The sequence below is a fragment of the Chryseobacterium oncorhynchi genome (assembly GCF_002899895.1).
Lineage (GTDB): Bacteria > Bacteroidota > Bacteroidia > Flavobacteriales > Weeksellaceae > Chryseobacterium > Chryseobacterium oncorhynchi.
The window spans coordinates 389151-410625 of the sequence record NZ_PPEI02000003.1 but is presented as its reverse complement, the minus strand read 5'-3'; the positions used below and the strand labels follow the sequence as shown (position 1 = coordinate 410625).

The window sequence follows — 21475 nt, the reverse complement described above, 5'->3', positions numbered from 1 at the left end:
TCATAATCTATTGATGATTGATTTCCATTTTAAGTTTAACACCCCAAAAACAGCTTCATGTATAATTCCGCCATTCATTTTGCTTTCTCCTAAAATTCTATTGGTAAATATAATAGGAACTTCTACAATTTTGAAACTTTTTTTGTAGGCTCTGAATTTCATTTCTATCTGAAATCCATATCCTTTCAATCTTACATTGTCTAATCCGATCTCCTCTAATACTTTTCTTGAAAAGCATACAAAACCGGCTGTAGTATCATGAATAGGAAGTCCCAAAACAAATCTCACATATTTTGAAGCAAAATAGGAAAGCAATACTCTCCCCATTGGCCAGTTTACCACATTCACTCCTTTTGAATAACGGGAACCGATAGCCATATCTGCATTCTTGCAGGCTTCAAAAAGTTTAGGTAAGTCATTTGGATTGTGTGAAAAATCGGCATCCATTTCAAAAATGTAGTCATATTTATTTTCTATGGCCCATTTAAACCCATGAATATATGCCTTTCCCAAACCATCTTTAATGTGTCTTATTGACAGATGAAGATAGTGAGGGTGTTTCTTCTGTAATTCTTTTACAACTTCCGCTGTTCCATCCGGAGAAGAATCATCCACTACTAAAATATGAAAGTCATCCTCCAATGCAAAAACCGCGGAAATAATATTTTCAATATTTTCCTTTTCGTTATACGTTGGGATAATGACGAGTTTTTTCATTTAAGTTTGCAAAGATAGTTTATTTAACCTTTTTATTTTATACAAAATAATCTATAATTTTGCAAAAATATTTCTCACAGATTATATGATGATGCTAAGACTTTATAAAACAGTTCTGCATAACATATATAATCAATAAAGAAGTATACTTTAACATAAATACCACGGATGAAGCAATAAAGAAAATCCATGCCAAGTTGTGTTATTGATCGTTAAATAAAAAATAAAAAAACTTAAGATTTGCCATCATCACAAAACTTCATCAATCACGTAAGGATCCCTGAGAATAATGACTGGGTGGTCTTTATATTAATAGGCTGTATATTTTTATATGTTTTTATGATGAACATTATAGAAAGAGATGCAAGCCTTAAGGATTTTTTGCTTCAAAAATATTTTGATGCCAGTAATAACCTGCCTAGCTGGATTATCACCTCGTGTGTGATTACCCTTACCCTGTCTGTACTCATCTCTCAATACATTCCCATAGTACCAAAATATATTGCAGACCTTCAGATTTTGGGGTATCAGCTTAATAAATTTGGATATACCCTGCTGGTAGTGATCTTTTTTTATGTGATGAGATCTGCATTAGGGTTTTTATTTTATCAAAGTATAGGAGATGGAAAAAAATGGACTATTTTTTATTTTACCTCCACAAAGTTTTATTTTATCCTGTCTTTCTTGTTGATAATTTTGTGTATCACCCATTATTACTTCCCTATAGACAGATATAAAATATTCCCATACTATTTCTTCTTCTTTTCTTTTGTATTCATTTTCAAAGTTTTTTTCTATTTATTTCACAAGAACAAGATTCTTCCTGAGAAATGGTATTATAAATTTTTGTATATTTGCACGCTCCAAATTGCACCATTATTACTGCTTTGGAAGTTGTTATTTTTTTAATAAATGTCAATGATGAGAATAAAGTCTATATTGGTTTCTCAACCAGCGCCTAGTGAGTCTTCTCCATATTTGGATATAGCAAAGAAGGAAAAAATAAAGATTGATTTCCGTCCATTTATCCACGTCGAAGGGGTTGACAATAAAGAGCTCAGAACACAGAAAATAGATCTGACGCAATATACTGGAATCATTTTTACCAGTAAAAATGCGATTGACCATTACTTCAGACTAGCAGAAGAACTGCGCTTTGCAGTTCCGGATACAATGAGATATATCTGTCAGTCGGAAGCAATAGCCAACTACCTTCAAAAGCATATTGTGTACAGAAAAAGAAAAATCAGCTTTGGGGAGAAAAACTTCTCAGACCTGCTTCCTCTTTTCAAAAAGTTTCCAACTGAAAAATATCTGTTGCCATCTTCAGATGTTTTAAGTCCGGATATTGTAAAAACTTTAGATTCTGCAAATGTAGAATGGACAAGAGCAATCATGTACCGTACTGTATGCAGTGATCTGACGGATATCACCATTAAAGATTATGACATGTTGATTTTCTTCAGCCCGCAAGGAATTAAGTCTCTACAGCAGAATTTCCCTGAATTTAAGCAAGAGGAAACAAAGATCGGAGTTTTCGGAAACACTACTCTGGCTGCTGCTGAAGAAGCAGGACTAAAGGTAGATCTAATGGCTCCTACAAAAGAAACACCATCCATGACAATGGCACTGGAAAAGTATATTAAAGCGCTACACAAGTAGTCTTTAATACAAAAATAAACTCAACCATCTTTTCAATAAAGGAAAGATGGTTTTTTTTTACCTAAATTTGAACAAGATTTAACATTGAATAAAATGTCTATGAAAACACATTTTCAAAAAAAGAAAATTGCGTAAGACATTAAAAAATTAAAATATCCGGATGAAAGCTCCACAGGCAAAAAAAATAGAAAAAATACTAGAAACTCACAACGACAGAAGAATAGACAACTACTTCTGGCTTAATGAAAGAGAAAATCCCGAAGTCATCAAATATCTTGAAGAAGAAAATGCTTACGAAGAATTCATTATGAAAGACACGGAAGAACTTCAGGAACAACTTTTTGAGGAAATGAAAGCTCGTTACAAAAAAGATGACGAATCTATTCCTTATATCTTTAATGAATACTGGTACATTGTACGCTACGAAGAGGGTAAGGAATATCCGATCTTCTGCAGAAAATATAAAAGCCTAGATAACCCGGAAGAAATTGTACTTGATGTAAACCTCTTAGCTGAGGGTGAGGAATTCTTTGAGGTTGGCAGTGTAGCAGTAAGCCCCAATAATGAATTGGCCTCTTTTTCTTCAGATAATGTAGGCAGAAGAATTTATACTTTAAACTTCAAGAATTTAAAAACCGGTGAAATTCTTCAGGACAAAATAGAGAATACAACAGGAAAAGCAGTTTGGGCTAATGACAACCAACATGTTTTTTATATCAGAAAGGATAAAAGTCTTCGTGCGTTCCAGGTTTACAGACACCAATTGGGAACAGATTCGTCTGAGGATGTTCTGATCTTCCATGAGAAAGATGAGACATTCGACGTAAACGTCTTTAAGACAAAATCATTACAATATATTTTCATTGCAAGTTCAAGCACAATCTCTGACGAGCATCACTTCATCCCATCTGACAATGTATTTGCAGACTGGAAAGTTATTCAGCCAAGAATAGATGACCTTGAATATTCAGTAGAACATTATGAAGATGAATTCTATATCATTACCAATGCTGATGATGCCACGAATTTTAAAATCGTAAAAACAAAGATTGAAAACTGCGGCATGGAAAACTGGGTGGATGTAATTCCTCATCGTGCTGAAGTTCTATTGGAAGGCTTTGAAATCTTTAGAGATTATTTAGTTCTTGAGGAAAGAGAAAAGGGATTGTTACAAATCAAAATTATTGATGAAAAAACGCAGGAATCTCACTATTTACCATTCTCTGATCCTACTTACACCAGTTATATTGGAATCAATTTGGAATTTGATACAGAGGTTTTACGTTACGGTTACACCTCATTAACACAGCCAAGTTCCACTTATGAGTACAATATGAAAGACAACACGACAGAACTTCTTAAGCAACAGGAAGTTTTAGGTGGAAACTTCATTCCTGAAAACTATATTTCAGAAAGAATATGGGCAGATTCCAGAGACGGAAAAACAAAGGTTCCCATTTCTCTTGTTTATCATAAGGACACAAAGAAATCTGCTGACACACCGCTTCTTTTATACGGATATGGAAGTTACGGACATACTGTAGATGCTAGTTTTTCTAATGTAAGATTATCAATTCTTGATCGTGGATTCATCTACGCCATTGCTCACATCCGAGGAGGAGAATATCTGGGCAGAGAATGGTATGAGGATGGAAAAATGTTGTTCAAGAAAAATACATTCTTCGACTTTATTGATGCAGGAAAACACTTAATAAAGGAGAACTACACTTCTTCAAAACACTTGTACGCAATGGGTGGAAGTGCAGGAGGTCTATTGGTAGGAGCTGTTGTGAATTACGAACCACAATTATTCAACGGAATTGTAGCACAGGTACCTTTTGTAGACGTTGTTTCCACTATGCTGGATGACACAATCCCATTAACAACCGGAGAATATGATGAATGGGGAAATCCAAATGATAAGGAATATTATCATTACATGAAAGACTATTCACCTTATGATAATGTAGAAGCTAAAGAGTATCCGCATATGCTAATTACTACAGGATTCCACGATTCTCAGGTACAATATTGGGAACCGGCAAAATGGACCGCCAAATTGAGAGAGGTAAAAACAGATCATAATATTTTAGTCTTCAAAACAGACATGAGCTCAGGACACGGAGGCGCAAGCGGAAGGTTTGAATCATTAAAAGAAGATGCATTAGAATATGCATTTCTACTGAAAATTGATAAGCAATAATTTTGTGTTTTTCTCTCATTAAACTCTAAAAATGAGGAAAATAAAAAGAAAATAATAATTTATAAAAATATATTGTCATTATAAAATGGCAGATATCATCATATGAACGAATCTGAATATTGGAAAAAAATAGAACAGTTCTTCGAAGACAACTTTCAGACAGAGAAGAATCCACCTATTGAAACTCTTTTGTTTCTAATAGGATTACAGGAATTGGGAAGCGGACAACAAAAATACACAAAGGAAGACAAGGTAAATCTGATTCACATTGCGGTATGCAGACTACTTGAACCTTTCGGGTATTATAAATTCACTCACTATGAAGATGGGTGGCCACAGTTCGAAAAACTAGAAGAACTTCCTGAATTAAGGCCCAACGAGCAGAGCTTGCTTATGAAAAAGGCGATTATTCAATATTTTCAGGAAGAGGAATTAATTTAAGCTAAAAAAGCGATAATTTAAATATTTGATAATAAAACAACATAATAATTATCAAAATCAAACCAAATAAACCTATTTTATTGATACAATAGAGATAAGCCAAAACTTATCTCTATTTTTTTTAAACAAAATTAAATGATTAATTAAAAATATTATCTAAAAAATAAATTATAATTAAAAATTTAAATCAATTCATTTCCAAATCATTACCATTTTATTCACTAAAGATTAAATGTCTCACCTATAATATTTCACAATTTGATAGGTTGATACCCCATTAGATTTGTACTTTAGTCAGGCCCATACCACGTTCTTTTGATCAAGTACTATGATCAATTTCCCTCAGAATATTATGGTCAATTTCTTCATGCTTTTTTAATCATCAGCTTGAAAAAAACGACAACAAATGATAAATCCAGTTCAGACCCGAACCTGGAGAGATAAAATTTTGAATAAAAACCACAAAAAAACTAAAAACTGAAAAAACTATCTATTTCGATAAAAATTCTTCTGGATAAAACAGATTAAAATTAAAATAGAAATCAAAAAAACCATGAAAAAAATCAGCACTTCTTTGATGTTGCTTCTTGTTAACTTGGGCTTTTCACAAGTAGGAATTTCAAAAAACCCAACTGTTGAAATTCACAACAAAGCCATTCTACAAGTAGACGGAAAATATGAAAGGAAAAACTTCGGTATGATGCTTCCTGAAGTATCTGCACCGGAAAATCTTCCATTGTATGTTCCATCTACTTCAGATCCTGAAATGACAGGAATGATGATGTTCGAAAAAACACATGCTACTTTTTACTCTTATGATGGATCTCAATGGAATAATGAACCTACAGCTGCGGACTTCAAAATGAAGCAATCCAGATTTTTATCTACTGCAGGCGAAGAAACCAGCGTAGTTTGTGTTCTTCTCGGATGCGGGCGACATGTGGGAATTGGATTTAGTGCTCCGGTAGATGGGCAGCAATCTTATAATAACCTCAATATCGCAAGAGAGACCGCGGTAGTACCCGGAGGAGGAATCTATGGTAATAAAAGCTTTGACAATGCTAAGTTTGTCGTGAATGAAGCTGGTGTTTATGATATTTATTTAAATGTACCCTCCAAAACCGGAGGAGCCGTTTCATTAACAAGCGGGCCACAATACCAACTAAGAGCATATCTTAAGCAAAATGACGGAAGCCATAGTGAAGTTAAATTGACTACTTTCTTCCCAGATTATTATGGTATTCTTGGAATAGGCGGCGATACCAATACAGCGGCGTTTACCACAACCCGAATTCGTTTAAATCCAGGAGATTATATTGTATCCAGAATACATTCTCCTCTGGCAACAGTGTCTGTAGTAGTTACTCTAACCGCAGCAGCCAGTACAAGTATTGCCCAATACTATCCAAGAGAAATAATGTTCACCAAAGTAAGTGATTAAAATGATTAAAAAAGTTATTACACTCAACGTTTTTATGTTAACAACCATGGGATATCTTGGATATGCTCAGGTAAAAATAGGCAACAGGCCTGAAGTTGTTCATCCTCGAGCAGCTTTACAGATAGAGCACAACACCAAGGGAATTATGCTTCCGGTTGTAGAAAACCATACCGAACTACCCAATTACAATGCTGCGCATCCGGATTTATACGAGAACAATCCTACAGATAATGGATTGATATTTTACAACAAAGAAATAAAAGATGCTGTAAAATATGATGGCTACAGATGGATCGCAGCCACAGAAAGAAGTATTAAAAATTATAAAAATCTGAGTATCCTAGGATCAAACTCATCTGACCAGACGGTTGCTAATGTATTAGGAATTACAGGACGACCTACCTTACAGTTTAATATTTTAAATGATTTTGACCGAAACAACATAAATAATTTAGGTTTAGCTGTCAATGCTAATGGAGAAATCACCATTCCCGTAAGTGGATTCTACAGAATTAACCCATCCGTTAAAACAAGCAGCGCGGGAGGTCTTTCCGTGGGAAATGCGGCCACTATTGTCTCTCTTCAGGCTCTTTATGTAAATGCTGTAGGAGAAGGATGGCAGAAAATTCATGAAAACAGCTTTTTATTATATGGGCTGCTGGTAACTGGGGGAAGTTCAAATTCAATAAACAGCTTTTCTACCACCAAATATCTGCATGCAGGAGATCAAATCCGTTTGAGAGCAGGTATTCAGGCAGACACAGGACTAAACGTGGGAACGGGCGTGACATTTAAAATGAGCGACAAGGACACCTATTTATATATCGAAAAATTGAATTAAAACGATGAAAAAAATATACATCACAGCACTTATGATTTGGGCCAGTACAGCTTTCTCACAGATCACTCTTGGCAGCGCTACCAACCCAAGCTCCAACTCCATATTTAGTGTTGTAAATAATGAGGACAATTCAGCCAAATCCAAGGGAATGATGATCCCCACAGTAAACAATGAAGCAGAATTGCCTTTATATAATAGCAATGACCCCGACCACTTTAGCAATGATCCTACGATGCAGGGAATGATCATGTATAGAAAAGACATTCAAAGAGTGGTTGTTTATGATGGTGAAAAATGGAAGCCTACTTTTTATGAAAATGGAGGAAGAGCAACCCGCGCCAGCATGAACCCCGCAACACCGGAAAATAATTTTCCTTCTGTAGCCTGTATACTTATTGGATGCGGGGAAAAAGACGTTCCTTTTGGTTTTTACAACAATGTGTTGGATGGAGATAAGCTAGGTATTATTGATCCACAAGGCACTGTGAACAGCAACTTCAATAACTTTACATTCAAAGAGTCGGGATTTTACAAGATTCTGATCAGTTTAAAGGTAAAAACTTCGGGAATCCATGTAAGTCCGCCTGTCATTTCATTCAGGGCATTAAAGAATGGCAGTGTACTTGCCAGAAATGATGTATCCTTGAATGAAGCCATTTTAATTACTGCTGGAGCCAACAGGGTCGGAACCATGGAGTTTCTGGCAATGTTTGACAAAGGAGATCAGCTTAAAGTTCAGGTTTCAGGAGGTATTTCAATTCTTACCGTTGCCGATGTTTATAAAATAGTTCCTACAGACGGAACTTTCATCAGCATAGAAAAGCTATAAACTGATGTTGAAAGAAGAAATAGCAAAACATTTTTATTCCATATTTTTAATAAATAGAGTGTTCCAATTGGAGCACTCTATTTTATTAGTACAAAATTATCTTACTATTTTCTAATGATGATCTAAAATTTCCTCCAATTGATTCAGACCCATTTTAAGACCTTCTTCAAACCCCATCTCCAACATCTTTTTCATTATTTCCTGGGATTGGTAATGAATATTGATTGTTATTTTTGTTCCCTCTTCTACGCCTGTAAAACCAATCAGCCATTTTGATCCTGAGAACTCTTCATTCACCTTTCCTTTTTCATCACAAAAAGCACTTGTCCAATCCACACTTCTATGCTCCATAATCTCACCATATTTGAATTGAGCATAGGCTTTTTCTCCGTTCGGCCCAACCATTGAATAGAGCCAAATACCGCCTTCTTTAAAATCCTGATTTAAAGTTTCACATCTCCATGGCTTCGGTCCCCACCATTGATCCAATAATTCGGATTGGGTAAAATAGTTCCATACGGCTGAAACATCAGCATTATAAACTTTCATTACATAGACGCTATTCGAGTCAAAATCTTTGTTGAAAATGATACTAGATTCCATAACTAATTATTTTTAATAAAGTTAAGTCTTTATTTACAGAAAGGACTTTTCATATGACAAGTAAACAATAATTCATAAATAATTGTTAAAAAACACTCTTTTAAGAAAAAAAACATAATTTTTTGGCTCGTTTTTTGTTTACCTAGTCTTAAAACAATTAATTTTAACATTCATTTTTCCAAAACATATATAATTAAATAATGAATAACAAATTCATCCCAATAATTTCGGTGTTTATGACAATTTCACTGATTGTCTTTGTGACGCTCCAATTTTATTGGCTGAAAGGCTATTACGGTGTACTGGAACAGGATTTTTCAAATAAAGTGTATGCTGTTTTGGAAAGTACTTCAAAAAGTATTGAAGAAATTGAGGCTGAAAAATATTTAAATCAGGATTATAAAAATTTCAGAAATAATATTCTTGCCAACAGTAAACAGCCTTCTTTAACTACCATCCAGCAGGTTGAAGACTCTGGAACCCAAAGACAGATTATTTACTCCAAGAACATTATTGAAAAAACACAGCTTCCTATCTCTAAGAAAGGAGATTCTATAAAACTGACGACTTTATATACGGACGAAGCTGCCTATAAAATAAAGAGAGATACCACAAACCGTGAACTTCTTACTACGGATATCAACCAGGATATAGAAACGGGTGATTATTCTATGAAAGAGTTTGTAAAGGTTTATGGAAACAATCTTCCCATCACCAAAAGAGTTGACGCTACTGTTCTTGATTCTGTCATCACCAAGGAACTGAGAATAAGAGGGATTACCGCAAAATTCGGATACGGAGTCCTTGATAGAAATAGCAAATTAACAAGCATTGTTAATAAAGCCTATAAAGAGAAAAAAGATAGTAATACGTATAGCTTTCCTCTTTTTACAGACAAGAAAAACACATTATACAGTCTTGCATTGGTATTCCCTAAAAAGGAATATTCTTTGGCAATGAACAACTGGCCCATGTTATTGGGGACTTTCCTTTCCTTACTTACCATTCTTGGAATTTATATCATTTCCATCAATTATATGATGAGACAGAAAAAGCTTGCAGAAGTGAAGACGGATTTCATCAATAATATGTCTCATGAATTCAAGACGCCATTGGCAACCATTTCTGTAGCAACGGATTCCCTGGCTAATGATAAAATTGCAACCAATCCGGATAAAGTAAAATATTATTCAGAATTGATCAAGCAGGAAAACCTAAGAATGAAAAAGCAGGTAGAAAATGTTCTGAACATGTCCAAGCTTGAAAGAAATGAGGTAGAATTATTCCTAAGAGAAACCAATGTAAGGGAATTGATTAAGAGAACAACGGAATCTTTTAACCTTATTGTACAACAGAGAAATGGTTCTTTAACCCAAGAATTTAATGCGACTCATTATAATTTTAAGATTGACGAATTCCACATCTCAAATATGCTGGTGAACCTATTGGATAATGCCAACAAGTATTCTCCCGAGGCACCTGAAATTCATGTAGAAACAAGAAACGAAGGACATTGGTACATCATTGAGATCTCGGACAAGGGAATGGGAATGGACACTCAGAATAAGACAAAAATATTTGAGAAATTCTTCAGGGAAGAAACAGGAAACATTCATAATGTAAAAGGACAAGGCTTAGGGCTTTCCTACGTTAAAAAAATTGTAGAACTCCATAAGGGTCAGGTTATAGTAGATTCTAATAAAGGACAAGGAAGCACATTTACTATAAAGCTTCCAATGAGCTAAAAAAAAAGGATCAATGGTAATAAAATAGAATGCTTTACATCATTGATTAATTGTAAAATAAAACCAAAAAACAAAATATAGGAAGAGAGAGTGAGAAAGTTCATTCTTAATTGTTAATTATTAATTATTAAAATTATGAGCAACAGAATATTATTAGTAGAGGACGATCAGAGTTTCGGAGCGGTGCTTAAAGATTATTTAACAATCAATAATTTTGAAGTTACCCTGGCAACAGATGGAGAGCAAGGACTTAAGGAATTTACAGAAAACGAATTCGATATCTGCATATTTGACGTGATGATGCCTAAGAAAGACGGATTTTCATTGGCAGAAGATGTAAAAAAGATTGATAAAAATACACCGATCATATTCCTTACAGCAAGAAATATGAGAGAGGATATTCTGAAAGGTTATCAACTGGGAGCTGATGATTATATCACAAAACCTTTTGATACTGAACTTCTTTTATACAAGATCAAGGCTATTCTTCAAAGAAGCTCTACGTTGGAAAATGAAGAACAGGAGCAATTTAAGATTAGTAATATCTTCTTCGATTCTATGTTGAGACAACTGAAAGTGGGTGATAAAGAATACAAACTTTCTCCAAAAGAAAATGAATTACTAAAGCTTCTTTGCATCCACAGAAACGACTTCATGCCTAGAGATCTTGCTCTAAGAAAGATCTGGAAAAAGGAAAATTACTTTACGGCAAGAAGTATGGACGTTTATATTGCCAAGCTTCGTAAGTTATTAAAAGACGACGAAGGATTGGAAATTATCAACGTTCACGGTGAAGGATTTAGACTTCTTGTAAAAAATTAATCTAAAAATCGGATTATAAATATAAAATTAGCAAAACAATTAAAAATGTTTTGCTAATTTTGTTTCATACCCAATCTAGGATATGAAGAATACGTTTTTAGGTTTGATCTCTGTATCAATATTAGCTGTCTCTTGTAAAAAGGATGAGAAAGCAACTTATTTAAAAGAAGAAGCAGGTTCTCAGCAATCTTCTGTAGCAATCAACAATACCCCTAAGGCTTCACTGATGGATCAGGCTGGAATTCAGTCCGTCTCTAACCCAGCTCCTATAGCAACTGCTGCAGGAATGAATCCTGCTCACGGACAACCGGGACACCGTTGCGATATCCCTGTAGGACAACCTTTGAGTGGACAACCGGCGGCTACTCCTGTTGCACAAACTGTGAATACTGGAAATAGCAATACCATTCAGATTGATCCAAACTCAATGTCTCCGGGAAAAGTAACAATTGATAATAATAGCGGAAAACAGATTAAAACCGCACCCGGAATGAATCCTCCGCATGGGCAACCAGGCCATAGATGTGACATCGCTGTAGGACAGCCTTTGAATAGTAAGGCAGCTCCGGCTCCACAGCCTGTTCAAAATGTTGTACAAACTACCCCTACTCCAGCTCCGGCATCGCAAAATATTGCTATGGGAGAAAAACCAAAGATAAACCCTGCTCATGGTGAACCTTGGCACAGTTGTTCTCTAAAAGTTGGTGATCCATTGCCATAAATTTCGTATTTTTGCAGATATGAAGCTGTTTCATCTACTTGCAATAGTATTTTGTTTGGGAATTTTCTTGGTTCCTAAGGATAGCTTCTACGCTCAATCTATGCAGGATACCTGCTGTAAGGCAGAATCTAAAAAGAGTGACTGCTGTAAAAATCATTCCTCAAAAAAAGACGGCAAAAATGATTCTAAAAAATCATGTAGTGATGACTGCTGTTCATCATGCGTTGTTTGTTGTACCTTTATTGAGACTCCATTTTCAAAAAATCTACGTCTGGAACTTTCTTATTACAAAGCGAATAAGAATCCACAGTTCCAGTATTCAGATCCATACCTTTCGGACCGTTTAAAGGAGATCTGGCAACCGCCCAAAATAGGTTAATTAAAACATTATGTGTTCGTTATATGATATAATGAACCGTTTTTACTTAATCTAAACTTTAAACAAAATGAAATTATATATTTCCAGGTTTATACTTGGTGCATTATTCTTATTTACTCAATTTATATCCGCTCAAAATCTTTCAAAAAATCAGTTCAAGGTAAAAGGGAACTGTGAAATGTGCAAAACAAGAATTGAAGGAGCAGCCAAAAAAGCTGGAGCAAAAACTGCAGTATACTCTATTGATCTTCAAACATTAACATTAGAAACGGGCCAAGTTTCAGCAGATGAAATCTTAAAAAAGGTTGCAGAAGCAGGCCACGACAATGAAAAATTTAAAGCTTCCAACGAAACGTATGAAAGTCTTCCGGGATGTTGTCTTTATGAAAGAGATCTTCAGCCCTCTACAGCAGAAGCTCATGAGCATCATGCTAAGAAAGACAATGAGTTCTATGTGAGAGGAAACTGTGCTTCATGCAAGGCCAGAATTGAAAAAGCAGCTAAAGGAGCAGGAGCAGACGCAGCAGACTGGAGCGCAGAAAAGCAGACCGTCACTTTAAATTTTGATCCTTCTAAAACCTCATCGGATAAAGTATTAAAGGCAATTGCCGATGCAGGGCATGATAATGAAAAATACAAGACTTCTGATACCACTTACAATGGTCTTCCGGGATGTTGCCTGTATGACAGGGATTTCACATTTGGAGAGGCTAATCCAAAGGTACATTATGAGGAAGAAGTAAAACACGAAGATCATAAAGATCACTCTACTCCGTCTGATAATGAGTCTCACAACAAACAGGAGAAGAATATTGACGGTGTCGTTGTTACAGGTTCCAAGGCTGCAACATCTTTAAGTAAGAAAGAAGCCGGCCTTGTCTTTAATATTGATAGAAAAGAGCTATTAAAAGCTGCTTGTTGTAACTTATCTGAAAGCTTTGAAACCAATGCCACTGTAGATGTCTCGTTCAGTAATGCTGTAACGGGGACAAAACAATTGAAAATGCTTGGTCTGGATCAAAAGTACACCAGCTTAACCAAGGAACAGCTGCCTGAGATTAGAGGACTGGCTTCAGCTTATGGGTTGAATTTCATTCCCGGAAGATGGATTGAAAGCATCCAGTTAACCAAAGGTGGAAGCACGGTTACCAATGGTTATGAAAGCATTACAGGACAGATCAATACTGAACTTTTGAAAAATGCAAAGACTCCGGAAACATCACTGAATCTTTTTTCTGATTTTAATGGAAGAGCGGAAGCTAATATCACCAGTGTGTCTCCTATCAACGATAAATGGTCACAAACTTTCCTTCTTCACGGAAATGGAACTTTTGGAAATACGGATATGAATCACGATGGTTTTCTTGACAGACCAAAGGGAACTCAAATTAATGCAGCGTATCTCCTTAATTACAATGATTTGGAAAAGTCGGGATTTGGCTCTCACTTTGGAATCAACTTCATCAGAGATGAGAGAACTGCAGGGCAAACTAATTTTGATAAAAAACTGGCTCAGGATAAGCAGCCTGCCTATGGTGTTGGAATTGACATTTCAAGATTTCAGGTTTGGAATAAAACAGGATATGTTTTCAAGGGAAAACCTTACCAAAGTATTGGCTGGATGAACCAATATGTATATCATCAGCAGGACAGCTTCTTTGGATTGAGAAATTATGCGGGGAAACAACATACTTATTATTCCAATTTAATCTTTGAAAGTATCCTTGGAAATACTAACCATAAATATAAAGCAGGGGCAAGCTTTTTATATGACGGGTATGAGGAAAATTACTTAATGGATGACATTAAAAGAAATGAAATTGTTCCCGGAATCTTCGCTGAATATACTTTAACAGGATTAAAATATACTTTAGTAGCAGGAACCAGAGTTGACTTCCATAATCTGGCAGGAACTCAGTTTACACCGAGAGTTAACTTTAAGTATGATTTTACACCACAGACTATTTTGAGACTTTCTGCGGGAAGAGGATTCAGAACAGCGAATGTATTTGCGGAAAGCCAGCAATATTTTGCATCCAACAGAACAATTAATATCTTACCAAACGGCGGAAATATCTACGGATTAAAGCCTGAGATTGCATGGAACTACGGAGCGAGTCTACAGCAGGAATTTAAGCTTTTCGGAAGAAAATCAACCATTATTGCAGACTTTTTCAGAACCGATTTCCAGGATCAGGTATTGGTAGACCTGGACAGATCTCCTCAGCAATTAACGTTCTATAATCTTGACGGAAAATCTTTTGCCAACTCGTTCCAGACGCAGTGGGATTTTACACCTTTCAAGAACTTTGATGTAAGATTGGCTTATAAATATTATGATGTACAGGCGGATTATATTGACGGAAGAAGAGAGGTTCCTTTTATGGCGAAGCACAGAGGTTTTGTAAATCTGGCCTATTCCACCAATAAAAATGATAAGGGCGGATTCTGGAGCTTTGATACGACTTTAAACTGGGTAGGAAAGCAAAGACTTCCTGATATGTCTAGCAATCCTACAGAGTTTCAGCTGCCGGCTTATTCTAGTTCCTATGCTGTACTTAATGCACAGATCTCAAAGAACTTCAACAAGAAGCTTAGAGCGTATGTAGGGGGAGAAAACCTGACTTCTTATTATCAGAAAAATGCGATCATTGATTTTAAAAATCCTTTCGGAAATTATTTTGATGGCGGAATGGTATATGCTCCAATTATGAAAGCAAATTTCTATGTAGGACTGGATGTAACGTTCTAAAATTAACAAAATACTACAAACTTATTTTTCTCGGAGAAAAATAAAAAAACAGCATCAAATTGATGCTGTTTTTTTATATCTACTTATCTTCCAAAGTCATCCTGTACTCTTACAATATCATCTTCATCTGAGGGATTAGATGCATCGGTATGCTGCCAGATTTCTGCTACTACTCCCCAACCTTTCAGACCGATCAATCTGTGTCTTTCTCCTTTTTGAAGTTTTACCTGATCTTTCGGGTTGTATTCTGCAACTTCTCCTTCTTCATCTGTCATACTGCGTTTAATTCCTACTGTTCCTTCCACAACCTGCCAGATCTCTGCTCTTCTGTGATGATACTGCCAGCTTAGTCTTGCTTCCGGAGCCACAATAAGAATTTTTGGGCTTAGCTTCCCTCCTATTCTTAGATTTTCCACATCAATTCCATCAAAATATTGATTGGCAAAATCCTGTGCCTGCGTTTCATCAATAACGAAAAACCCGCCCCATGGCCTTGTGTCATCTTTTGCTGCAATATTAAAACCTTGTGTCTGCAACATTTCTTCTACTCTATCGAATATTTCTTTTTTTTCTGTACTCATACAGCTTGTATTTCTAAATTAAAAATTTATTTACTTGATTCTTCTTTTGACATGGAATATGGGAAGTCTTTTTCCTGTGATCCTCTGTCTTTATTCGGCTTACTATCCATTTTAAAGTCTAAAACCGTTCCTTTCATCAGTTCTTTATGGCTAATCCAATTTTTGGAATAAGGCTGCTGATTAATGTTCAATGACTTTACATATAGATTTTCTGCATTATTTTCCGGAGCTTTTATTTCAATTTTCTTACCGTTTTCCAGATGGATGGTAGCTTCTTTAAATAATGGTGCTCCCAGTACATACTGATCCGTTGCCGGTGTCACAGGATAAAAGCCCAGTGCTGAGAAAATGTACCATGCAGAAGTCTGTCCGTTATCTTCATCCCCACAATACCCATCCGGAGTGGCGTGATATAACTTATTCATAACCTGCCTTGTCCAATATTGTGTTTTATAAGGTGCTCCTGCGTAATTGTAAAGATAAATCATATGCTGAATCGGCTGATTTCCGTGGGCATACTGTCCCATATTCATGATTTGCATTTCTCTGATCTCGTGGATCACACCTCCATAATAGCTATCATCGAAAACCGGTGGCAGTGAAAACACCTCATCCAGTTTGGCTTCAAATTTCTTCTTACCTCCCATCAGCGTTGCCAGCCCGTCAATATCCTGAAAAACAGACCAAGTATAGTGCCAGCTGTTTCCTTCTGTGAAAGCATCACCCCATTTGAAAGGGTTGAAAGGTTTCTGGAAGTTTCCATCTTTATTTTTACCACGCATCAGGCCAGTTTCCTTATCAAACACATTTTTGTAATTATACGCTCTTTTTTTGTAAATATCAATTTCTGAAGCGGGTTTTCCCAATGCTTTACCTAATTGATAAATAGAAAAGTCATCGTAAGCATATTCCAATGTTCTGGCTGCATTCTCATTGATTTTTACGTCATAAGGAACATAGCCTAATGTATTGTAGTACTCTACTCCTGCACGGCCAACTGCTTCTATAGGTCCTTCGTTGTTAGCTCCATGCTTTACAGCCTGCCAAAGGGTTTCCACATCATATCCACGAAGTCCCTTTATATAGGCATCTGCTACTACGGATGCAGAATTATTTCCAATCATGATATTTGAATATCCCGGGCTGCTCCATTCTGGTAGAAATCCACCCTCTTTATAAGCATTAGCCAATCCTTCCTGCATTTCTACATTGATGCTTGGGTATACCAAGTTCAGGAAAGGGTATAAAGCTCTGAAAGTATCCCAGAAACCTGTTCCTGCAAACATTTTTCCATCTGTTATTTTACCGTTGTAAGGACTCCAGTGCTTTACTTTGTTCTGGACATCAATTTCATATAGTTTTTGTGGAAAAAATAATGTTCTGTACAAGGAGGAATAAAAGGTTCTCATTTGTTGATCTGTACCTCCTTTTACCTCTATTTTTCCTAATGTTTTATTCCAGATATTTTTGGCATCTGTTTTTACCTGATCAAAGTTTCTGCCTCCGATTTCTCTTTTAAGATTGAGTTCTGCCTGCTCGAAGCTTATGAATGAAGAGGCCACTTTTGCATACACAGCTTCTTTATTTTTCAGTTTAAAACCTACTACTGCTCCTGTATGATCGCTGGTGATTTCCAACTGATCATTGATGAATTTATCATCTTTCCAGGTTTTTGTCAGTTCAAAGTCTTTATCAAACTGAACTACAAAATAGTTTTTAAAATTATCATACTTCCCGGTAGAATATCGGGTTGTATATCCCAGAATTTTTCTTTCCTTAGGCAAAATTTTAATGTATGAGCCTTTGTTTAGTGCATCAATGACTACATAGGCGCTGTCTGTTTTTGGAAAATCAAATTTGAAGTAAGAAGCTCTTTCTGTTGGGGTAAACTCAGCAGTTACATTGATATCTGCTAAGTAGACACTATAGAAATAAGGAGTTGTAACTTCAGCTTTATGACTGAACCAGCTCGCTCTGTCTTCTTCTTTGAATTTCGGTTTACCCACACCCGGCATTATGGCAAATGCCCCGTAATCATTCATCCAGGGAGAGGGCTGATGGGTTTGTTTGAATCCATTTATTTTATCTGCATCGTAGCTATAAGCCCATCCATCACCCATTTTACCGGTTTGAGGGGTCCAGATATTCATTCCCCACGGAAGTCCGACCGCCGGATAAGTATTTCCGTTGGATAAAGACGGTTTAGACTGGGTTCCCATCAATGGATTTACATAATCTACAGGAGATAGATTCTGACCGAAAGCCCAAGCCTGTACTACGAGAAAGAAAGTAGAAAATATAGACTTCATTGTATCATTTCGTTTATTAATTTATATACTCTTTTTTAATGCATAGCTGGCAGCTCCCAGAATGGCTGCATCTTCAAAAATAGCTGAGATTCTAACCTGCAAATTAATATTATTCTTTTTTAAATTCTGAAGAAATCTTTCCTCAAAATAAGGGTAAGCTTTTGCAATATTTCCTCCTATAACTAAAACTTCCGGTTTATATTGATCTACGTAGTTTACAATGAATCCGGAAAAGGAGTCCGCATATTCATCAAATATTTTGGTGCGTATTTCTATTGGCTTATCCAATAAATCCTTAGTCCCGGAGATTTGTTCACCAGTTAATTCTGCATAGTAGTTGACAAACCAACGTGTTGCCAGATAGTCTTCGCAGATAGAATCTTTAAAAGGGGAATCCCACAAATCTTCATCGGTCGCTATTTCTCCGTTGTAAAAAGTGGTTCCCAGTCCTGTACCGAGAGTTACTCCAAAAATTCTTTTAAAATCCTGTACACAACCCCCAAACACTTCACCCTCCATAAAGGCTGCCGCATCATTTACAAAATGAATCTGATTCTGTGAAATGGATAGTCTTTTTGCCAGTTCTTCTTTGATATTTACCTGATATATATCGATGAATTTTCCTTGCTGCATCAGGGAGGTTCCTTTTTCGTAATCAAAAGGTCCGGGCATTGCAATGCCTATCAAAAGACTGTCTTTAGCCAGATCATGAGCGCCTTTTTCAATGGCCGAAACCCACGCAGAAAAAATAACTTCTTTATCATCAAAGGAATTAACATGTTCCCTTACATAAGTTGAAGCAATAATTTCACGTTTTTCAGGATTTACCTGAGCCAGCGTAATATGTGACCCTCCAATATCGATTCCTACTATATTCTGCATTATTTTTAATTTTAACTTCTAGTAATTCTCTTTTACTGAAAAAACAGACAAACAAGAATATACAACTTGTCTGTCTGTTTACAGCTTTATCTTACTTACAGATAACAATCTGAATATCTTAAATTTACTTTATGATTATTTTACCTGATGATAAGACTTTATTGTTTGAGGATGTAATTTTGTAAATATAAGTACCACTAATTAAATCCTGCGTATTCACTGTATTATTATTTTGATTAATATTTTGTTTTTTGGCCACTCTTCCTGTAGAATCATACAACAAAACCTCAGCATTAGAATTGCCATTGATTGTGAAATGAATGTCATTCCCTTTTTTCACAGGATTTGGATAGACACCGTTTTCTTTCACCACATCAAGATCTCTCACAGATAGAAGCGGATCACAAGGTACATCTGTTTTCCAGTTGGTATCTGACATATTCACCAGTGTTGCAAAATGAGTATTTGGGGTAGAATCTAAGGCCGCCGCCCCACTTCCTTCATCCATTTTCCAGTTGGCTTCCAGACTTGCAGAGTTCGAAGCAACATTACATTTATTATCCAATATTTCTTGGGCCGTCAGTGCTTTTTTCCAAACTCTAAATTCATCAAGAGAACCATTAATGGCACGTGAGTTATCATAATTTCTACCCAGATAAAGAATACCGTTTGCTGTAAAATTACCTGTTGCTGCTACACTTGAATCCAAGGTACCATTGATGTACATCTTCATGGAAGCACCGTCATACGTTGCAGCAATGTGATACCAGGTATTTGTATTAAATGTGGCGTTGCTATTCAGTTTTATCTGAGAAGACCCAAAACTTAATATGAACTGAAGCTTGTTACTTGGCAGGTTTCCATCACCAAATCTTAGCATAGCAGAGTTGCTGTCTCCCACTTCAATACCCATTACGGACGAAATATAAGGGAAAGCTGTTTTAAATGAATTTACTTTTACCCATCCCTCAAATGTTAAGGCATTTCCATTCAGGTTAAATTGCCCCGCATTCAGATAATTTGTACTTCCATTAAAGGAAAGTGATCTCGGGCCAGGACTTGCAATAGGTGCTAACCCACTGTTGAATGTTCCGTCTCCTGAATAGGTGCTTGTAGTTCCTCCATCACATACGGCCTGTACTTTCCATACATAGCTTGTGTTGGGAGTCAGGTTTTGCAATGAATAATTATTGGTTGTAATATTCTGTACTACAGTCCATATTGATCCTGCTGCTGGTTTGTATTGCAGGGTATAAGAAGATGCTGTTCCTGCACTCCATGACAATTGTGTAGTATTTCCAAGATAACTTCCTGATACCAGCCCTGAAGGAGTTGTACATCCGTTTCCGGAATTGAATCTTGGAGCAAACAGATAGGTGCTTGTTAATGTTGGAGAACAGTTGGATTGTATTCTCCAGTCATAATCCGTATTCAGATTCAGGCTATTGATTATTACATTACTTCCTGAGTAGTTAGTAGCAGCATTGGTCCAGACTGTTGAACTCGCGGGTTTATAATCGATATTATATGTTTGAGTCCCATTGGATGTCCAGTTTAATTTAGCAGAAGCACCTGTTACATTGGTAACTTCCAATCCTAATGGCGGATCACAGGCTTGTCCTTGTGCCCAGGGATATAGCTGTCCGCTTAACTGCGTATTTTCGTTATAAAGAATATTGGAGCCTGTACTCAGATAATTGGCAACATCGGCTGATCCCAGATCATACCACATGAAAACTCCATAGCCATCTGTTTTTGTACTGGTTGCTAAACTTGCAAGTGTAGAAGCAGATGTGGAACCAGGGTTTGAATTCTGTACCCAGATTGCTGCCGGAGAAAGCTTAGTTTTGTCAAGAGGTGGAACATTCGGAACGATATAGTTACCATACATTGCATTCCAGCTATAATTGATGTAGTTTCCTGCCTGATCTCCGTTATAACTTTGTCTTGATGTGGCAGGACCATAATAATAAAATGTGATCAGCTTATCTGGCATCGCAGCCTTAAGTTCCTGTAACAGCATGACAAAAGAACTGCTATTAGGCTGTCCTGTTCCATTATTTCCGTATCCTGCGTATTCATCATCCAGATCCACACCATCCAGCCCATAGGTATACACCGTATTTGCTACTTGTAAAGCAAAGTCTTTTGCTGCTTCACGGTTTGGAAAATTGGAAATACCGGCACCCTGATGGTTTCCTAAAATATCTAATAATACCTTGATCCCCTTTTGTTGTAAAGGTTTTACATAGGTATTCACATCGTTCAACACCTTGGTAACGTTGTTGTTGTTCGAGATGTACGCTCTACTTTTGGAAACATCATAATTGATATTGGCAGCAAAGATAATAGCGACATCAAAAAGCTGTTTGTTTGAATTCTGCAAAGTATAGGAACCTGCATTCAGCATGTTATTGTTATTTACTTCTACATAGCAGACTCCTAAGGGATTAAGCTGCTGTGCTTTGAGCAATGGAGCCGATTGAAGCATCAGGGCCATTAAAGGGATAAAAAAGGATTTTTTTCTCATAGTATATTAATTTTATA

At 36.3% G+C, this 21475-nt stretch carries 18 protein-coding genes; 12 read left to right on the top strand and 6 right to left on the bottom strand.

Annotation, left to right across the window (positions count from 1 at the left end; translation table 11 throughout):
* Entirely contained in the window at positions 1 to 717 is a 717-nt protein-coding gene (locus C1638_RS12120) for a polyprenol monophosphomannose synthase (RefSeq protein WP_109621291.1), read from the bottom strand.
* 240 nt (positions 718 to 957) lie between these two features.
* Here C1638_RS12120 and C1638_RS12115 point away from each other — a divergent pair, with 240 nt between their 5' ends.
* The 7 genes from C1638_RS12115 (at position 958) to C1638_RS12085 (ending at position 8134) form a co-directional block, all read left to right on the top strand.
* On the top strand, positions 958 to 1626 hold the full coding sequence (locus tag C1638_RS12115; protein WP_109621289.1) for a DUF4271 domain-containing protein: 669 nt from the start codon (positions 958 to 960) through the stop codon (positions 1624 to 1626).
* Between the two features lie 12 nt (positions 1627 to 1638).
* Positions 1639 to 2379: a uroporphyrinogen-III synthase gene (locus C1638_RS12110; protein ID WP_109621766.1), complete on the top strand. Its 741-nt coding sequence runs from the start codon at positions 1639 to 1641 to the stop codon at positions 2377 to 2379.
* Positions 2380 to 2539: 160 nt separating this feature from the next.
* Positions 2540 to 4582, top strand: a complete 2043-nt coding sequence (locus C1638_RS12105) for a S9 family peptidase (protein WP_109621287.1) — start codon at positions 2540 to 2542, stop codon at positions 4580 to 4582.
* Positions 4583 to 4684: 102 nt separating this feature from the next.
* The gene (locus C1638_RS12100) at positions 4685 to 5023 is read left to right on the top strand and encodes a hypothetical protein (RefSeq protein ID WP_109621286.1); all 339 of its coding nucleotides are present in this window, start codon (positions 4685 to 4687) and stop codon (positions 5021 to 5023) included.
* 553 nt (positions 5024 to 5576) lie between these two features.
* Positions 5577 to 6464: a hypothetical protein gene (locus tag C1638_RS12095; RefSeq protein ID WP_109621284.1), complete on the top strand. Its 888-nt coding sequence runs from the start codon at positions 5577 to 5579 to the stop codon at positions 6462 to 6464.
* Position 6465: 1 nt separating this feature from the next.
* Positions 6466 to 7305, top strand: a complete 840-nt coding sequence (locus C1638_RS12090) for a hypothetical protein (protein WP_123838372.1) — start codon at positions 6466 to 6468, stop codon at positions 7303 to 7305.
* Between the two features lie 4 nt (positions 7306 to 7309).
* Positions 7310 to 8134, top strand: coding sequence for a hypothetical protein (locus C1638_RS12085; protein ID WP_109621280.1), 825 nt, complete (start codon positions 7310 to 7312; stop codon positions 8132 to 8134).
* A gap of 111 nt (positions 8135 to 8245) precedes the next feature.
* On the opposite strand, the gene C1638_RS12080 is transcribed toward C1638_RS12085, so the two are convergent.
* Positions 8246 to 8737: an SRPBCC family protein gene (locus C1638_RS12080; RefSeq protein WP_109621278.1), complete on the bottom strand. Its 492-nt coding sequence runs from the start codon at positions 8735 to 8737 to the stop codon at positions 8246 to 8248.
* A 200-nt stretch (positions 8738 to 8937) separates the two neighbouring features.
* Here C1638_RS12080 and C1638_RS12075 point away from each other — a divergent pair, with 200 nt between their 5' ends.
* The 5 genes from C1638_RS12075 to C1638_RS12055 all read left to right on the top strand — a co-directional run bounded on the left by C1638_RS12075 (position 8938) and on the right by C1638_RS12055 (position 15156).
* Positions 8938 to 10482 (top strand): sensor histidine kinase, encoded by a 1545-nt coding sequence (locus C1638_RS12075; protein WP_109621276.1) that lies wholly within the window; start codon positions 8938 to 8940, stop codon positions 10480 to 10482.
* 135 nt (positions 10483 to 10617) lie between these two features.
* Positions 10618 to 11304 (top strand): response regulator transcription factor, encoded by a 687-nt coding sequence (locus tag C1638_RS12070; protein ID WP_002982671.1) that lies wholly within the window; start codon positions 10618 to 10620, stop codon positions 11302 to 11304.
* A gap of 82 nt (positions 11305 to 11386) precedes the next feature.
* Positions 11387 to 12025 carry a hypothetical protein gene (locus tag C1638_RS12065; RefSeq protein ID WP_109621273.1) on the top strand — a complete coding sequence of 213 codons (639 nt, stop codon included), beginning with the start codon at positions 11387 to 11389 and terminating at the stop codon, positions 12023 to 12025.
* A 19-nt stretch (positions 12026 to 12044) separates the two neighbouring features.
* Positions 12045 to 12404: a hypothetical protein gene (locus C1638_RS12060; protein ID WP_076353084.1), complete on the top strand. Its 360-nt coding sequence runs from the start codon at positions 12045 to 12047 to the stop codon at positions 12402 to 12404.
* 67 nt (positions 12405 to 12471) lie between these two features.
* The gene (locus C1638_RS12055) at positions 12472 to 15156 is read left to right on the top strand and encodes a TonB-dependent receptor domain-containing protein (RefSeq protein WP_109621271.1); all 2685 of its coding nucleotides are present in this window, start codon (positions 12472 to 12474) and stop codon (positions 15154 to 15156) included.
* An 83-nt stretch (positions 15157 to 15239) separates the two neighbouring features.
* On the opposite strand, the gene C1638_RS12050 is transcribed toward C1638_RS12055, so the two are convergent.
* The 4 genes from C1638_RS12050 to C1638_RS12035 form a co-directional block, all read right to left on the bottom strand.
* The gene (locus tag C1638_RS12050; RefSeq protein WP_109621269.1) at positions 15240 to 15737 is read right to left on the bottom strand and encodes a cupin domain-containing protein; all 498 of its coding nucleotides are present in this window, start codon (positions 15735 to 15737) and stop codon (positions 15240 to 15242) included.
* Positions 15738 to 15763: 26 nt separating this feature from the next.
* Complete coding sequence (locus C1638_RS12045; protein ID WP_109621267.1) at positions 15764 to 18046, bottom strand: GH92 family glycosyl hydrolase; 2283 nt, start codon at positions 18044 to 18046, stop codon at positions 15764 to 15766.
* A 21-nt stretch (positions 18047 to 18067) separates the two neighbouring features.
* Positions 18068 to 18928 carry an ROK family protein gene (locus tag C1638_RS12040; protein ID WP_109621265.1) on the bottom strand — a complete coding sequence of 287 codons (861 nt, stop codon included), beginning with the start codon at positions 18926 to 18928 and terminating at the stop codon, positions 18068 to 18070.
* Positions 18929 to 19052: 124 nt separating this feature from the next.
* Positions 19053 to 21458 (bottom strand): endo-beta-N-acetylglucosaminidase H, encoded by a 2406-nt coding sequence (locus C1638_RS12035; RefSeq protein ID WP_109621263.1) that lies wholly within the window; start codon positions 21456 to 21458, stop codon positions 19053 to 19055.
* Positions 21459 to 21475: the final 17 nt, after the last annotated feature.

Bases quoted from the DNA above. Each gene is read 5' to 3' on its own strand.
- C1638_RS12100 (WP_109621286.1), top strand. From the start codon at position 4,685: ATGAACGAATCTGAATATTGGAAAAAAATAGAACAGTTCTTCGAAGAC.
- C1638_RS12090 (WP_123838372.1), top strand. From the start codon at position 6,466: ATGATTAAAAAAGTTATTACACTCAACGTTTTTATGTTAACAACCATG.
- C1638_RS12120 (WP_109621291.1), bottom strand. From the start codon at position 717: ATGAAAAAACTCGTCATTATCCCAACGTATAACGAAAAGGAAAATATT.
- C1638_RS12065 (WP_109621273.1), top strand. From the start codon at position 11,387: ATGAAGAATACGTTTTTAGGTTTGATCTCTGTATCAATATTAGCTGTC.
- C1638_RS12110 (WP_109621766.1), top strand. From the start codon at position 1,639: ATGAGAATAAAGTCTATATTGGTTTCTCAACCAGCGCCTAGTGAGTCT.
- C1638_RS12035 (WP_109621263.1), bottom strand. From the start codon at position 21,458: ATGAGAAAAAAATCCTTTTTTATCCCTTTAATGGCCCTGATGCTTCAA.
- C1638_RS12060 (WP_076353084.1), top strand. From the start codon at position 12,045: ATGAAGCTGTTTCATCTACTTGCAATAGTATTTTGTTTGGGAATTTTC.
- C1638_RS12080 (WP_109621278.1), bottom strand. From the start codon at position 8,737: ATGGAATCTAGTATCATTTTCAACAAAGATTTTGACTCGAATAGCGTC.
- C1638_RS12040 (WP_109621265.1), bottom strand. From the start codon at position 18,928: ATGCAGAATATAGTAGGAATCGATATTGGAGGGTCACATATTACGCTG.
- C1638_RS12105 (WP_109621287.1), top strand. From the start codon at position 2,540: ATGAAAGCTCCACAGGCAAAAAAAATAGAAAAAATACTAGAAACTCAC.
- C1638_RS12070 (WP_002982671.1), top strand. From the start codon at position 10,618: ATGAGCAACAGAATATTATTAGTAGAGGACGATCAGAGTTTCGGAGCG.
- C1638_RS12085 (WP_109621280.1), top strand. From the start codon at position 7,310: ATGAAAAAAATATACATCACAGCACTTATGATTTGGGCCAGTACAGCT.
- C1638_RS12075 (WP_109621276.1), top strand. From the start codon at position 8,938: ATGAATAACAAATTCATCCCAATAATTTCGGTGTTTATGACAATTTCA.
- C1638_RS12045 (WP_109621267.1), bottom strand. From the start codon at position 18,046: ATGAAGTCTATATTTTCTACTTTCTTTCTCGTAGTACAGGCTTGGGCT.
- C1638_RS12095 (WP_109621284.1), top strand. From the start codon at position 5,577: ATGAAAAAAATCAGCACTTCTTTGATGTTGCTTCTTGTTAACTTGGGC.
- C1638_RS12050 (WP_109621269.1), bottom strand. From the start codon at position 15,737: ATGAGTACAGAAAAAAAAGAAATATTCGATAGAGTAGAAGAAATGTTG.
- C1638_RS12055 (WP_109621271.1), top strand. From the start codon at position 12,472: ATGAAATTATATATTTCCAGGTTTATACTTGGTGCATTATTCTTATTT.